General features: G+C 70.5%; 11 protein-coding genes. 7 read left to right on the top strand and 4 right to left on the bottom strand.

Annotated features, from left to right (window positions below; genetic code table 11):
- Nucleotides 1-59: 59 nt before the first annotated feature.
- Nucleotides 60-953, bottom strand: a complete 894-nt coding sequence (locus LOY02_RS08410; protein WP_317181896.1) for a biotin--[acetyl-CoA-carboxylase] ligase — start codon at nt 951-953, stop codon at nt 60-62.
- A gap of 23 nt (nt 954-976) precedes the next feature.
- On the opposite strand from LOY02_RS08410, the gene LOY02_RS08405 reads away from it, so the two are divergent.
- The 7 genes from LOY02_RS08405 (at nt 977) to LOY02_RS08375 (ending at nt 9815) form a co-directional block, all read left to right on the top strand.
- Nucleotides 977-2608: an acyl-CoA carboxylase subunit beta gene (locus LOY02_RS08405; RefSeq protein ID WP_317181895.1), complete on the top strand. Its 1632-nt coding sequence runs from the start codon at nt 977-979 to the stop codon at nt 2606-2608.
- Nucleotides 2605-2871 (top strand): acyl-CoA carboxylase subunit epsilon, encoded by a 267-nt coding sequence (locus LOY02_RS08400; protein WP_317181894.1) that lies wholly within the window; start codon nt 2605-2607, stop codon nt 2869-2871. The genes LOY02_RS08405 and LOY02_RS08400 overlap by 4 nt, the downstream gene beginning before the upstream one ends.
- A 122-nt stretch (nt 2872-2993) precedes the next feature.
- A complete protein-coding gene (locus LOY02_RS08395) occupies nt 2994-3251 on the top strand; it encodes a FeoA family protein (protein WP_317181893.1) in 258 nt (85 codons plus the stop codon).
- 26 nt (nt 3252-3277) lie between these two features.
- Nucleotides 3278-5248, top strand: a complete 1971-nt coding sequence (gene feoB / locus LOY02_RS08390) for a ferrous iron transporter B (RefSeq protein ID WP_317181892.1) — start codon at nt 3278-3280, stop codon at nt 5246-5248.
- A gap of 368 nt (nt 5249-5616) precedes the next feature.
- Nucleotides 5617-7299 (top strand): protein kinase domain-containing protein, encoded by a 1683-nt coding sequence (locus tag LOY02_RS08385; RefSeq protein ID WP_317181911.1) that lies wholly within the window; start codon nt 5617-5619, stop codon nt 7297-7299.
- 63 nt (nt 7300-7362) lie between these two features.
- A complete protein-coding gene (locus LOY02_RS08380) occupies nt 7363-9072 on the top strand; it encodes a DUF885 domain-containing protein (RefSeq protein ID WP_317181891.1) in 1710 nt (569 codons plus the stop codon).
- A 74-nt stretch (nt 9073-9146) separates the two neighbouring features.
- On the top strand, nt 9147-9815 hold the full coding sequence (locus tag LOY02_RS08375) for a nucleoside triphosphate pyrophosphatase (RefSeq protein ID WP_317181890.1): 669 nt from the start codon (nt 9147-9149) through the stop codon (nt 9813-9815).
- 70 nt (nt 9816-9885) lie between these two features.
- On the opposite strand, the gene LOY02_RS08370 is transcribed toward LOY02_RS08375, so the two are convergent.
- The 3 genes from LOY02_RS08370 to LOY02_RS08360 form a co-directional block, all read right to left on the bottom strand.
- A complete protein-coding gene (locus tag LOY02_RS08370; RefSeq protein ID WP_317181889.1) occupies nt 9886-11193 on the bottom strand; it encodes a hypothetical protein in 1308 nt (435 codons plus the stop codon).
- Nucleotides 11147-12748 (bottom strand): acyl-CoA carboxylase subunit beta, encoded by a 1602-nt coding sequence (locus tag LOY02_RS08365; protein WP_317181888.1) that lies wholly within the window; start codon nt 12746-12748, stop codon nt 11147-11149. The genes LOY02_RS08370 and LOY02_RS08365 overlap by 47 nt, the downstream gene beginning before the upstream one ends.
- Before the next feature lie 15 nt (nt 12749-12763).
- Nucleotides 12764-13353, bottom strand: a 590-nt coding sequence (locus tag LOY02_RS08360; protein WP_317181887.1) for an acyl-CoA dehydrogenase family protein, incomplete at its 5' end; no start/stop codon positions are given.

The following is a 13353-nucleotide window of genomic DNA, read 5'->3' as shown; positions in this document are numbered from 1 at the left end:
AGCGTCGACCTCAGCGTCGCGGGCGGCGTCGCCAACGCCTGCGAAACCACCTGCCTCGGTCATGGCCCGATCATGCCAGCCGACCTGCTGCCCGGCCGCACATGGACCACGTCCCCGGCCGAGAAGCTCTGCTCGCCTCCGCCGACCCCGAGGACCAGGGCGCCGGAGTCGTCGACGCGCAGGGCGGTGCCCTCAGCGGTGCCGCCGGCGGGAAGGTGCACCCGGACGTGCGAACCGATCGTGGCGCACCAGGTCCGGTACTCGTCCCGCGCCGATGGTTCGCGCAGGACCGCGGCCAGCTCCGTGAGATAGGCGACGATGAGGTCCTCGCGACGGACGGCTGCGCCGGCGACCCGCAACGAGGTCGCCGACTCGACAGGCAGCTCCTCGCGGTCCTGGTCCACGTTGACGCCGGTCCCGACGACGACGGCTCGCCGCCCCTCGTCCCACGGGACGAACTCGCAGAGGATGCCACCGACCTTGCGGCCCCCGTCACTGGGGACGAGCACGTCGTTCGGCCACTTGAGCCGCGGCTCGACGGCCGCTCCGGCGCGCCGGGTCACCGTCGTGATCGCGCGGGCCAGGGCGACCCCGGCGAGGAGCGGAACCCAGCCCATGGCGGCCGGTTCCGGAGCCGGCACGACTGCGGTGACCGCGATCGACGCCTGCGGCGGCACCTCCCAGGACCTGCCCAGGCGCCCCCGACCACCCGTCTGGTCGTCGGTGAGGACGACGCGCCAGAGGGGCGTCCCATCGGGACCCAGCCCAGCGGCATACCCCACGTCGAGGGCCCCGGGGGGCGTGGCCCCGGACGTGACGGCATACGACCTGACGATCTCGGTGGCACGGCTGTTGGTCGACCCGAGGGAGGGGTGGTACTCCACCGACTGCCAGGGCTGGCCGGACGTGACCAATGCCGCACGGATGAGGTCGAGGTCGAGCGGTTCGCGCACTCTTGCAAGGCTAGAGTGCCGCCATGGCATCGGAGCAGGCCCCCGCTCAGGCAGAGCAGACCATCGACCTCTCGACGACGGCCGGCAAGCTCGCTGACCTCAAGCGCCGGGTCGCCGAGGTGGCGCACGCGGGGTCGGAGCGGGCCGTCGAGAAGCAGCACGCGCGGGGGAAGAAGACGGCTCGCGAGCGGATCGAGATGCTCCTCGACGAGGGCACCTTCATCGAGATGGACAAGTACGCCCGGCACCGGTCCACCCAGTTCGGCCAGGAGAAGAACCGGCCGTACGGCGACGGCGTCGTCACCGGTTACGGGATGATCGACGGGCGCCAGGTGGCCGTGTTCGCGCAGGACTTCACCGTCTTCGGCGGCTCGCTCGGCGAGGTCTTCGGCGAGAAGATCGTCAAGGTCATGGACTTCGCGATGAAGATCGGCTGCCCCGTCATCGGCCTCAACGACTCGGGGGGCGCACGGATCCAGGAGGGCGTGGTCTCGCTCGGGCTCTACGGCGAGATCTTCTTCCGCAACGTGCGCGCATCGGGCGTCATCCCGCAGATCAGCCTCGTCATGGGCCCGTGCGCGGGCGGCGCGGTGTACTCCCCCGCCATCACCGACTTCACCGTGATGGTCGACCAGACCAGCCACATGTTCATCACCGGCCCGGACGTCATCAAGACGGTCACAGGTGAGGACGTCGGCTTCGAGGAGCTTGGCGGCGCGAAGACGCACAACACGAAGTCCGGTGTTGCGCACTACATGGGCAGCGACGAGCAGGACGCCATCGACTACGTCAAGGCGCTGCTGTCCTACCTGCCGAGCAACAACCTCGAGACCCCGCCGTCCTACGGCGAGGGTGAGGCCGACCTGGCCGTGACCGACGAGGACCGGTGGCTCGACACGTGCATCCCGGACTCCCCCAACGTGCCCTACGACATGCACCAGGTCATCGAGCACATTGTCGATGCCGGGGACGACGGCCCTGACTTCTTGGAGGTGCAGCCGCTCTTCGCACCCAACATCATCACGGGCTTCGCACGGATCGACGGGATGTCCGTCGGGGTCGTCGCCAACCAGCCGATGCAGTTCGCCGGGACGCTCGACATCGACGCGTCGGAGAAGGCGGCCCGCTTCGTGCGCACCTGCGACTGCTTCAACGTGCCGGTGCTGACCTTCGTCGACGTGCCCGGCTTCCTGCCCGGCACGTCCCAGGAGTGGGACGGCATCATCCGGCGCGGCGCGAAGCTCATCTATGCCTATGCCGAGGCGACTGTCCCGAAGATCACGGTCATCACCCGGAAGGCCTACGGCGGCGCCTACGACGTCATGGGCTCCAAGCACCTCGGCGCCGACATCAACCTCTCGTGGCCGACCGGCCAGATCGCCGTCATGGGCGCGCAGGGCGCAGTCAACATCCTCTACCGCAAGGAGCTCGCCGCCGTCGCCGCCGAGGGTGGCGACGTCGAGGCCACGCGCCGGGAGCTCATCACGCACTACGAGGAGACCTTGGCGAACCCGTACGTCGCGGCCGAGCGCGGCTACATCGACACGGTGATCTCTCCGTCGAACACCCGCATGAACGTCACGCGGGCACTGCGTGCCCTCCGGTCCAAGCGGGAGACCCTGCCGCCCAAGAAGCACGGGAACATCCCGCTGTGACTGCGCACACCGCGACGAACGGACCTGGTTCGGGCGGACCAGAGGGTCGTGCGAGCGAGGCGAGCCCCGCTCGCGTTCGCGTCCTGCGGGGTCATCCCAACCCCGAGGAGATCGCCGCCCTCGTGGCCGTGCTCTCGGGCGTCGGTGGGGGCCCGGGAGAGCCACCGCCGGCCCGCCGCTCCGCCTGGTCCGACCCGGCCTGGCGCCTCGTCGGCCCCTCGGCCCGGCGCGGCGGTTGGCGCACCTCGGCACTCCCGCGCTAGTCCAGCACCAGCCGGCCGGCACTCGCGGCACCGACCCGTTGCCTCCCAGCATCCTCCGGAGGTCCGGGGGGCACGCACTCCGGACTGGACTCGACCATTACCCCCGGGGGTATCGTTTGTCCATGTACGACGACGCAGACACCCTGGCCGGGCAGCCGGCCGGCCGGTGCGTCGTCATGGGTGTCCCACGCCTGGATGCCGCGAGGACCCGCCGGCTCGCCGAGCTCGGCCTGCGAGCCGGCACGAAGGTCCTGCTCAGGAACCACACCGCAGGTGGTGGTCGCATCGTTGCCGTGGGCGACACGCGGATCGCCCTCGACCGGGCCACCCTGCTGCGCCTGCCAGTTGTCCCCGCGCCCGACGACGGCCACCGCAGATGACGCGCCACGGAGCGGGAGCGCCCGCGGTGCCACCCTCCCCGAACGCCACCACGTGCCCCTGCCACGCGGACGGCGCGAGCGCCCACGCCGTGCTCGGCTCGCCCGAGATCGCGCTCGTCGGCGCGCCGAACGTGGGCAAGTCGACGGTGTTCAACGCGCTGACCGGCGCTCGCCGTTCGGTGGGCAACTGGTCGGGCACGACGGTGGAGGTCGGCCGGGGCGCCTGGGTCCTCGGCCACGGCGACGGGGCCCTCGAAGTCTCCCTCGTCGACCTTCCCGGGGCCTACAGCCTCGATCCCGCCTCGCCGGACGAGGAGCTCACGCGCCGTCTGCTCGTGGACGTGCCGCCGGAGGATCGTCCCGACGTCGTCGTCGTCGTGGCCGACGCAGCGCACCTCTCGCGCAGCCTCTACATCGTCGCGCAGCTCCGCGAGTACCCCCTGCGGCTCGTCGTGGCGCTGACCATGACCGACCTGGCCTCCAGACGCGGTGTCCACGTCGATGCAGGCCGGCTGGCCGAGGACCTCGGCGTCCCCGTCGTCGTCGTGGACCCACGCAGACGACACGGAGTCGACGAGCTGGCACGGGAGGTCGAGGTGGCCCTCGGATCGCCGCTCCCCACCCCTCGGCTGCTCGACGCCGACACCTCCGATGACCTCGCCCTCGCCGACGAACGATTCGCGTGGGTCGCTGCCGCCGTCGACCTCGCTGCCGTTCGGCTCCAGGGATACGGCGTCCGACGGTCGACCTGGAGCGACCGGATCGATCGCTGGGTCACCGCCCCCGGACTCGGCCCGGTCATCTTCCTCGCGACGATGTTCGTCGTCTTCCAGCTGACGACGAGGGTGGCGGCTCCGCTGCAGAGCGCCCTCGACTCCCTCTTCTCCGGGCCTGTCACGACGGGCGCGTCGGCGATGCTGGGGGGACTCGGGCTGGGGGACACTCCAGTGCAGGGCCTGGTCGTCGACGGACTGGTCGCCGGGGTGGGGATGCTGCTGACCTTCCTGCCGGTCATGAGCCTCATGTTCGTCCTGCTGTCCGTCCTCGAGGACTCCGGCTACATGGCCCGTGCCGCGGTCGTCACCGACCGGATGATGCGGCTCATCGGTCTGCCCGGCAGGGCCTTCCTGCCCCTCGTCGTCGGCTTCGGCTGCAACGTGCCGGCGATCAGCGCCACGAGGGCCCTGCCCGACGCCCGGCATCGCATCCTCACAGCGTTGCTCGTGCCGTTCACCTCGTGCAGCGCGCGACTCACGGTCTACGTCCTCGTCGCGACGACGTTCGTACCCGACCACGCGGGCCTGGTCGTCTTCGGCATGTACGTCGTCTCGATCCTGCTGGTCGTCCTCGTCGGCCTGGGGATGCGGGCGACCTTGTGGCGCACCATGGGTGGCGAGCCACTGATGATCGACCTGCCGCCCTACCAGCGCCCCACCGTCCGCGTCGTGGGCATGGTGAGCTGGCTTCGGGTCAAGGGATTCCTCCGAACGGCGGGGGGCATCATCGTGGCGGCCGTGACCGTGGTCTGGGTGCTCCAGTCGGTCCCCGTGCGCGGCGACGCGAGCTTCGCCGAGGTCCCCCCGGCCGACAGCCTGTACGCCGCGACCGCCGAATCGTTCTCCCCGGTCTTCGCGCCCGCCGGCTTCGGTGAGTGGCAGACCACGGGTGCCCTCATGGTCGGCCTCGTCGCGAAGGAAGCCGTGGTCTCCTCCTGGGCCCAGACGTACGCGTCGGCCGAACCTGGGCGCGGCTCCGAGCCCGGGCGGCTCGCGCAGGAGCTGCGGGACGCCTTCGCGCACTCGTCCGGTGGCCATTCGATTCCGGCGGTTCTGGCCTTCCTCGTCTTCGTCCTGGCCTACACACCTTGCGTCGCGACCCTCGCCGCCCAGACCCGGGAGATCGGGGTGCGGTGGACCGCGCTCGGCATGGGCGTTCAGCTGTCGGTCGCCTGGCTGCTGGCCGTGACCGTCTTCCAGGTGGGGCGGCTGCTCACATGACGGCCTCAGACGTGACCCGTGGGACCCGTCCGACCCGTCCGCTCTCGGCGGTGCTGGAGGCCGTCCGACGGGGGGCCTCATCGCTCCCGGAGGTGGAACGGGCGACGGGACTGTCCGGTGACGTCGTCGAGGGGGCTGTCGCCCACCTCGTCCGGCTCGGCCGCCTCGTCACCGAGCAGGTCACGTTCGGATGCCCAGCGAGCGGGTGTGGAAGCTGCCTGGCAGCACGCAGGCCGGTGTCCGGCAGCCCCACCTGTGGGCTGTCGGGCCCGTCGACTCAGGGTCGAGGCCTGGTCCTCGTCTCCCTTCGGGTGCCCTAGTGGTCTAGCCTCTTTCCCTGTGTCAGTCCAACCGGTGAAGACGTCGTGATGCTCGCAGGGCGCTACCAGCTCGAGTCCCGGATTGCTGCCGGCGGAATGGGCGAAGTCCATGTCGCGATGGACGAGCGCCTCCACCGGCGGGTTGCCGTCAAGCTGCTCCGCGAGGAGCTCGCGGGATCCGGCGACTTCGTCGAACGGTTTCGGCGGGAGGCGCTGATGTCTGCGCGCCTCACCCACCCCTCCGTGGCGCGCCTCCTCGACTACGGCCAGGACGGCGAGACCCACTTCATCGTCATGGAGCTCGTCGAGGGCCAGGACCTCTCGAAGCTGCTCGCTCAGCGCGGCCGGTTCCCCACGGAGGAGGCCGCCCGGATCACCGCCCAGGTGTGCGATGCCCTCGGCGCCGCACATGAGGCCGGCTTCGTCCACCGCGATGTCAAGCCGAGCAACGTCATCGTCACGCCGGAGGGCACCGTCAAGGTCACCGACTTCGGGATCGCCCGCGCCCTGGGGGGCTCCTCGCTGACGCAGACCGGCACCATCATGGGCACCGCCCAGTACGTCTCCCCCGAGATGGTCCGTGGCGAGCCGGCGAGCCCGGCCTCCGACCTCTACTCCGTCGGGGTGCTGCTCTTCCAGATGCTCACGGGCCGCGTCCCGTTCGACGGGGACTCGCCCGTGACCGTGGCGCTGCGTCATCTCGAGGGCGAGGTCCCACGGCCGAGCACGGTCGTTGCCGACGTCTCCTTCGCGATGGACGAGGTCGTCGTCCGCGCCACGGCGCTCGACCCGCGCGACCGCTTCCCGGATGCCGCCACGATGGCGACTGCGCTGCGGCAGGTGGCGGCGGCTGCGCCGGCCCAGGGTCGGCCCACGACGGTTCTTCCAGCCGGGGCCTCCGCGCCGGGGCAGACGCACGTCCTGGCCGGTTCCGCACCAGCGCCGAATGCCGCCACGAGCGTTCTGCCCGACGCCATGAGCACGATCAGGACCGACGGACCGTCCGAGCCACGCGAGCACCGTGCACAGGCGGCGACGACGCGACGGGAAGCGGCCGCCTCGCGGGACCGCGCGCCCGGCCACTCCCGCCTCACCTGGGTCGTCGCTACCCTCCTGACTGCCCTCGTCGCGTCGGCGGTGACCTTGGGGCTGACCCGCGAGGACGACGACCCCGCACCGCCGGTCGCACCCCCCTCCTCCTCGACGACCGAGGTCGAGCCGCCCCCCGAGGAGCCGACCACGCCCGAGGGACCCGCCATGCCCCGCGACGCGGTGGGCCGCGAGCGGGCCGACGTCGTCGACGAGCTGATCGATCGTGGCCTCAACGTGCGGTGGGCCCTGGTCCGCTCGGGCGCACCCGAGGGCTCGGTCATCGGCACGTTCCCCCGCCCGGGCGAAGCCATGGAGCGCGGGCAGACGGCGGTCATCGTCGTGAGTCGGGGACAGCTGCCCGATGGCGTCGAGACCATCGAGGTGCCCGACGGACTCGTCGGTGCCGAGACGAAGGATGCGACCAAGGTCCTTCGCGAGGAGGGTCTGCGCGTGGGCACCGCACCCATCGCCTCACCGTTCAAGCCGGGAACCGTCATCGGGCACTGGCCCGCGGCCGGGGAGCCGGCCAGTGACGGCGTGGTCGTCCTCGTCGTCTCTGGCGGCGACGGTGGCGACACCGACGAGGGCAAGGACGGCGACAAGAAGCGGCCCCCGAAGGACGATTCCAAGGACGACTAGGGTCCGCCGCACCGGCCGGATATCCGGTGCCGCCTCCCGGGCGAGGTGGGATACGTTCGGTCGGTGACAGACACCACGACGCCACCCACCCCAGCGCCCCCGACGCGCCCCCAGAGCGAGGTCGACCGCATCGCCGAGAGCTACTTCGATGCCATGGTCGCCCTGAGCCCCATCGAAGCCACCTACCTCGGCGTGCCCGGCCGCGAGGAGGAGCTCGACGACCTCTCTCCTGCAGGCCTCGCGGCACACAGCGACCTGCGCCGCGCGACCCTCGCCGAGCTCGCCACTGCCACCCCGGCGGACGACGTCGACCGAGTCACCATCGCAGCCATGACCGACCGGCTCGAGCTCGCCGAGGAGCGGCACGCCGCCGGGCTCGACGTGATGTCGCTCAACGTGCTGGCCTCCCCTCTCCAGGAGGTCCGTGACGTGTTCGACCTCATGCCCCAGGACTCCGAGGCGCACTGGCGCACCTTCGCCGTCCGGATGTCCCGCATCCCGCAGGCACTCGAGGGCTACCGGCAGTCCCTGCTGGCTGCCCGCGAGCGCGGACTCGTGTCCCCGCGTCGCCAGATCGTCGCCTGTGCGGAGCAGTCGCGTGACCTGACGACCGACGACGCCTACTTCAGCACCGTCGTCGCGGGTGCGAAGACGCCGGACGGACCGCTCGAGGGCGACGTCAGGGACCAGCTCGCGGAGGCAGCGAAGGCGGCGTCAGCGGCATACGGCGAGATGGCCGACTGGCTCGAGCGTGAGCTGCTGCCCCATGCCCCGGAGGACGACGCGTGCGGGCGGGAGCGCTACGCCCTCGAGTCGCGCTACTTCCTCGGCTCTGCCGTCGACCTCGAGGAGACCTACGCGTGGGGTCAGCAGGAGGTCGCGAGCCTGCACGCCCAGATGAAGGAGATCGCCGAGGGCCTCGAGCCCGGCGCGAGCGTCGAGCGCGGCACCGAGATCCTCGACGCCGACCCGAAGTACCAGCTCCAGGGCACCGATGCCCTCAAGGCCTGGATGCAGGAGCGCGCCGACGAGGTGATCAGCAACCTCAAGGACGTCCACTTCGACATCCCCGAGCCGGCTCAGCGGATCGAGTGCCTCATCGCGCCGACCCAGACCGGCGGCATCTACTACACCGGGCCCAGCGACGACTTCAGCCGGCCGGGCCGGATGTGGTGGTCGGTGCCCAAGGGCAAGACCGAGTTCAAGACGTGGAACGAGCTGACGACCGTCTACCACGAGGGGGTCCCGGGCCACCACCTGCAGATTGCGCAGACGGTCTACCGCTCCGGGCTGCTCAACAAGTGGCGCCGCCTCCAGTCGTTCACGTCGGGTCACGCCGAGGGCTGGGCGCTCTACGCCGAGCGCCTCATGGCGGAGCTCGGTTACATGGACGACCCGGGCAATCGCATGGGTTGGCTTGGGGGACAGTCGCTTCGGGCGGCGCGCGTGGTCATCGACATCGGTGTGCACTGCGGGTTCGAGGCACCCGAGGAGGTGGGCGGCGGAGCGTGGGACTACGACAAGGCGTGGGCCTACCTGCTGCGCTACGGCTTCATGGACGAGAAGACACTGCGCTTCGAGCTCAACCGCTACCTCGGGTGGCCGGGCCAGGCGCCGTCCTACAAGATCGGCGAGCGCCTGTGGCTCCAGCTGCGCGACGAGGTGAAGCGGCGTGAGGGACCCGCCTTCGACCTCAAGGCCTTCCACCGTCGGGCGCTCGACATCGGCGGCGTCGGTCTCGACACGCTACGGGCAGCGGTGCTGCCGGACTGAGCAGCTCGCCATGACGGCGCCGCTCCCCTCGTCGGGGCGGCGCCGTCCGCGGGCCGTGCCGTATCTTCCGTCGTATGCCGCTGAGCCCACTCCCGTCCGACAGTCCGGTCCCGCTCGTGCTGGGTTCCGCATCGCCGGCGCGGCTGAAGACGCTCCGGGGGGCAGGCGTGGAGCCGACGGTCCTCGTGAGCGAGGTCGACGAGGACCTCGTCCTGGCAGAGGCCCTCGACCGCTACGGCCCGCTCGGACCGGTCGACGTCGCCCTGCTGCTCGCACGGGCGAAGGCCGAGGATGTCGCGAGTCGCAACGAGTCGCCGGCGCTCGTCCTCGGGTGTGACTCGGTCCTCGAGCTCGATGGCGAGATCCACGGCAAGCCCGCTGATGCAGCCGAGGCGGTGGCCCGGTGGCGCCGGATGCGAGGTCGGTCGGGGATCCTGCACACGGGCCACTGGCTCGTCGACGATCGCGACTCGGGTGGGGCGACGATCGGCGCGACGGCATCGACGACCGTCCATTTCGCCCACCTCACGGACGAGGAGATCGACGCCTACGTCGCGACCGGCGAGCCGCTCCAGGTCGCCGGGGCCTTCACCATCGACGGGCTCGGCGGACCGTTCGTCGCGGGGATCGAGGGCGACCACCACAACGTCGTCGGGCTGTCCCTGCCCCTGCTGCGCGAGCTGCTCGCCGACGCCGGGGTCGGCTGGTTCGAGGTCGCCAGCCTCGGGAGCTCAGGACCCTAGCGGGCTTGCGCCCTCGAGCATCCCCCGAGCACCCTGAAGGGCGGCTTGGTTGGGTGGCCCCGGGCCGATGTCAGGGGTAGAGGTCGTCCGTGAGGTTCTTGATGATGAGGTAGTGCTCCAGCCACCACCACATCTGGATGGCGCCCGCGATGACGATGCCCCCAAGGAGCCAGTAGCGCCATCGCCTCCACCACGGCAGCTTGAGGAACCAGGCGATGATGAGGGTCATCGGGAAAGCGAGCAGGGCGTAACGGACCCGGCTCGGAGTCGTGCTCGTGACGAGCAGGATGTAGCCGGGATAAGCACCCGCCCAGCCCCAGATCTCCGGTCCCCAGCGCCACGAGTGCCGGGAGAGCATGAACCACGTGAAGGCGGCGACGGCGAGCACGCCGAGCACCTGCCCGATGACGCCCCAGTAGGCGTAGAGCAGGTTCCACCACATGTAGAGCTTGACCTTGGTCTGGATGTTCCACGCGAGCATCGTCTGGTTGTAGGCGTCCGGGGTCTGGGTGACGACCGAGACGACCGTCGGCCACAGCAGGGTGAGCACACCGGCCCAGGCGGCGAGGACGGCCAGGCCCCACCGGAGCCGGACCGGGTTGGCCCCCTCGTCGCCCTGCCGCCACCGCACGACGGCATGGGCCACGATGACCGGCACCATGGCGATGACGACGTTGCGAGTCAGGGACAGGACGACGAGAGCCACAGCGACCCACCAGTATCGCCTCGCCCGGAGCAGCAGGAGGATCGTCACGACGATGAGCAACGCGAAGGACTCGGTGTAGGCGGCCGAGAACACCGGCGATGCGATGTAGAAGCAGGTGGCGACGACCGCGACGATGGCCTCCCACCTGCCGACCGCCTCATCGACGAGCTTGAAGAGCAGGTACATCGCGACGAAGCCGACGAGCGTCGAGAGCACCGGTCCGACGACGACGAAGGGCAGGCCGGTCATCTTCATGATGCCGCCGGCCATCAGCGGGAACACGGGGAAGAAGGCCCACGGGTTCATGTCGACGGCACCGTGCCCGACTCGGGGCAGGACCCGTGGGTAGCCCTCCTCGGCGATGACGCGATACCACTGCCCGTCCCAGTTCGTCATCGCCGCGAGGTAACCGGGGTCTGCCGGCAGCGGGTAGGAGACGCGAATCCGCTCGAGGCCGATGGGCAGGGCGATCTGGCCCTTGGCGAGCAGGATGCCTGCGACGAGGACGTAGATCCGCGAGACGGCGTAGACCGCGACCGGGAACCAGAACCCGAAGCGGCGCCACCAGGGCGATCCCGCCTCGGCGTCGCGATCGACCCGCTCGAGGCGCTCGGCCAGCCGGGGCTCAGACCGGTGGGACGGCGCGGCGTCGTTCGCTGAAGTGACGGTCACGCCGGGCAGCATAGGACAGGCGGCGGATCAGGTCGGCTCGCAACTCGTCCGCCTCGATGATCGAGTCCAGGACGAGATCAGCCGCGAGCCGCTCGATGTCGACGTCCTCCTCGTACTCGGCCCTCCGCGCGGCGACGAAGGCATCGCGGGCCTCGGGGCCCTCATCCTGCTCGACCTGTGCGATCTTGTTGGCATAAACGGCGTTGACCGCGGCTTCCGGGCCCATGACGGCGATGCGCGCGGTCGGCAGGGCAATGGTCGCGTCCGGCCCGAAGCCCGGCCCGCCCATGGCGTAGAGCCCCGCGCCGTACGCCTTGCGCACGACGACGCAGAACTGCGGGACCGTCGCGGAGGAGACAGCGCTGACCATCTTCGCGCCGTGGCGGATGATGCCGCCGCGCTCGACCTCCGAGCCGATCATGAAGCCCGGCACGTCGGCGAGGTAGAGCAGGGGGATGTTGAAGGCGTCGCAGAGCCAGATGAAGCGGGCGGCCTTGTCGGCGCTGTCGGTGAACAGGACGCCGCCCTTGACGATGGAGTTGTTGGCGACGATGCCGACCGTCTCGCCCTCCATGCGGCCGAAGCCGATGACGAGTTCTCCGGCCCAGAGCGGCTTGAGCTCGAAGAACGAGTCCTCGTCGACAAGCCCCTCGATGACGTCGTGGATGTCGAACGGGACCGACTCGCGCTCGGGCACGGTGTGCTTGCTCAGCGGCGCGGACGGCTCCTCCGGGTGGTACGTCGGGGGCTGGTCCCGCCAGCAGCCGGGCACGTAGGAGAAGTACAGCTTGGCCAGCTCGATCGCCTCGACGTCGTCCTGGGCGAGCAGGTCCCCGACCCCGGACACGGTGCAGTGCATGCGCGCCCCGCCCATCTCCTCGAGCGAGACCTTCTCCCCCACGACCATCTCGGCCATCCGGGGGCTGCCGAGGTACATCGACGCGTTGCCTTCGACCATGACGATGACGTCGCAGAAGCTGGGGATGTAGGCACCCCCGGCCGCGGAGGGACCGAAGAGACAACAGATCTGCGGCACCTTGCCGGAGAGGGCCACCTGGTTGTGGAAGATCCGCCCCGCCCCTCGCCGGCCCGGGAACATCTCCACCTGGTCGGTGATCCGGGCGCCGGCCGAGTCGACGAACCAGAAGACCGGCAGCTCCTCACGCAGCGCCATCTCCGTCGCACGGACGATCTTCTCGACGGTGCGCGCGCCCCAGGAGCCGGCCTTGACCGTCGGGTCGTTCGCGATGACGATCGCGGGCCGGCCGTCGACCGTGCCTCGGCCCGTGACGACGCCGTCGGCCGGAAGCCCCGGTTGGAGAGCGTTGGCGAAGCGGCCGTCCTCGACGAAGGAGCCCTCGTCGAAGAGGAGGGCGATCCGGTCGCGGACGTAGATCTTGCCCTGCGCGTCCAGCTTGGCCTGCGCCTTCTCCGGAGCGCTGGCCGAGGCGGCGTAGGCCGCGTTGAGGCGAGCGCGGACGTCGGCGACGCGGGGGTCGTCGCCCAGGGAGTCGGACGCGAAGGGACCGGTCACGGGCAGGTCAGTGGGCGGCATACGACGATCGTCCCATCACGCCTGGGGCAGGCCGAGACCGCGGGCGATCACCATGCGTTGCACCTCGGACGTGCCCTCGCCGATCTCGAGGATCTTCGCGTCGCGGTAGAAGCGGGCGACGGGGTACTCCTCCATGAAGCCGTTGCCGCCGAAGATCTGCGTCGCGATGCGGGTGCCGGTCACGGCAGCCTCCGTCGAATACAGCTTCGCGATCGCCGCGGCGTGCTTGACCTCCTTGACGCTCCGCCGCCCCTCGTGCAGCTCGTCCTTGAGCCAGGCCGCCTTGTAGGTGAGCAGCCGGGCCGCCTCCACACTCACGGCGAGGTCGGCGATCTGGAAGGAGACGCCCTGGTTGACCGCGATCGGCTTGCCGAAGGCCATCCGGGTCTTCGAGTAGTCGGTCGCAGCCTCGAGGCAGGCCTGCGCGAGGCCGACGGCGAGGGCGGAGATGGCGATGCGCCCGTCGTCGAGGGTCTTGAGGAACTGCTTGAAGCCCTCGCCCTCGTTGCCGAGGAGATTCGTCACGGGGACCCGGCAGTTCTCGAAGGTCAGGCCGTGGGTGTCGGAGACGTGCCAGCCGAGCTTGTGGTAGGCCGGCTCGACCG

This window comes from Intrasporangium sp. (assembly GCF_032907665.1).
Taxonomy (GTDB): domain Bacteria; phylum Actinomycetota; class Actinomycetes; order Actinomycetales; family Dermatophilaceae; genus Intrasporangium.
This window is presented reverse-complemented; position numbering and strand designations above follow the sequence as displayed.

What these genes read in the sequence shown, in the direction of transcription:
- LOY02_RS08405 (WP_317181895.1), top strand. Translation starts at nt 977, where the DNA reads ATGGCATCGGAGCAGGCCCCCGCTCAGGCAGAGCAGACCATCGACCTC.
- LOY02_RS08365 (WP_317181888.1), bottom strand. Translation starts at nt 12,748, where the DNA reads ATGCCGCCCACTGACCTGCCCGTGACCGGTCCCTTCGCGTCCGACTCC.
- LOY02_RS08385 (WP_317181911.1), top strand. Translation starts at nt 5,617, where the DNA reads ATGCTCGCAGGGCGCTACCAGCTCGAGTCCCGGATTGCTGCCGGCGGA.
- LOY02_RS08395 (WP_317181893.1), top strand. Translation starts at nt 2,994, where the DNA reads ATGTACGACGACGCAGACACCCTGGCCGGGCAGCCGGCCGGCCGGTGC.
- LOY02_RS08375 (WP_317181890.1), top strand. Translation starts at nt 9,147, where the DNA reads ATGCCGCTGAGCCCACTCCCGTCCGACAGTCCGGTCCCGCTCGTGCTG.